General features: G+C 62.5%; 1 protein-coding gene. It reads right to left on the bottom strand.

Translation table 11 applies throughout. The features are described 5' to 3' along the window. Positions 1-1,051, bottom strand: a 1,051-nt coding sequence (gene tnpC / locus ACUHMQ_RS20805) for an IS66 family transposase (protein WP_445297351.1), incomplete at both ends; no start/stop codon positions are given.

The raw sequence follows: 1,051 nt of genomic DNA on the forward strand, positions 1-1,051 counted from the left end.
CGGGATGGTCGGCAGCCCAACGATGCGGTAGCAGATGATCAAGGTCGGCAGGCTTGGCCGATGGGTAGCGGGTCAGCACGTCCTTGAGATAGGCGTAAGGATTGACGTCCCGTAGCCTGCACGAATGCACCAGGCTCAGTAACACGGCAGCAGCCTGACCGCCTCGCACCGAACCGGCGAATAGCCAATTACCACGGCCCACGGCAATCGGGCGCAAGGCTTGCTCGCTCAGGTTATTGTCCAGACGTAGCCGCCCGTCCTCCTGGTGGCGTATCAGCGCTGCCCAGTTCCTCAGCGCATAAGCCATCGCTTGTGCCAAGGGCGACTTCGGCAGCAACTGGGGGTGGTGCAGGTCAAGCCAGCATTTGAAGTCGTCGAGCAGCGGACGAGTATCCTGTGCTCGTCTTCGTCGTCGCTCATCGGAGATGAGTTCGCGCAGGGCGTTGTCAGCATGGTAGAGCGCGGCAATGCGGTCGATGGCCTCGTGCGCCAGTCCCCGCTTGGGTGCTAGTTTGGCGATGTCGTAAAACTTGCGCCGCACATGCGCCCAGCAGGCTACCTCGCGGATGGCAGGGTTGGCATAGAGCGCGTCGTAGCCGCTATAGGCGTCAGCCACCAGATAACCGTGCCAGCCCTTGAGCCAGGCTTGTGGGTGCTCGCCGGCACGCGTTTCGCTGAAGTCGTAGGCGGCCAGCCGAGTGTGCGGGTCGACATAGACCCAGGCACGTGCCTGTTTCGTACCACCCTTCTGCGCCAGCGGAACGATGGTGTCATCGGTATGCAGGATGTCACTGTGCCGCACAATCTCGCACAGGCGTGCATGCAGCGGCTTGAGTAGCTCCCCACAGGCCAGCACCCAGTCGCCCAGGGTATTCGGCGAGAGTTCAATGCCATGACGCTTGAGCATGCCGGCTTGGCGGTTGAGCGGCAGATGGTCTGCCCATTTGCTGACGATGATGTGGGCTAGCAGCCCGGGTGCGGCCATGCCCTGTTCAATGGGCTGCAGCGGCAAGGGTGCGACGGCGATCTGGCCTTCACAGGCAGAACAGGC

The sequence above is a fragment of the Chitinimonas violaceus genome, from assembly GCF_052601015.1.